Origin of the sequence: Streptomyces sp. URMC 124 (genome assembly GCF_051386455.1) — a bacterium.
GTDB lineage: Bacteria > Actinomycetota > Actinomycetes > Streptomycetales > Streptomycetaceae > Streptomyces.
Window position 1 is genome coordinate 1 of the sequence record NZ_JBPQTS010000658.1, and the last position, 234, is coordinate 234.

Annotated in this window: 1 protein-coding gene; it reads left to right on the forward strand. The window is 49.6% G+C overall.

Annotation, left to right across the window (positions count from 1 at the left end):
• Window positions 1-39 precede the first annotated feature (39 nt).
• Window positions 40-234, forward strand: a 195-nt coding sequence (locus ACSNOG_RS34065; RefSeq protein ID WP_436756531.1) for a nucleotidyltransferase domain-containing protein, incomplete at its 3' end; no start/stop codon positions are given.

Here is a 234-nt window from a genome sequence, read left to right on the forward strand (position 1 = left end):
ATGTTATCTTACCCTGACCCCACGACAAGAGAAGAAAAAATGAGCATGGTCACCCAAATCAAAGATCGGCTGCTTCAGCTTCATGACGATGCCATTTTGGCGATCGGCCTGTACGGCTCGCTTGCCCAAGGGATCGACGGCCCCTACTCTGATATCGAGCTCTGTGTGATTACGAAGGATGGCGTCTCCCTTCACGGCCACGAATTTATATACCCTCCATTCAAAATCGAAATC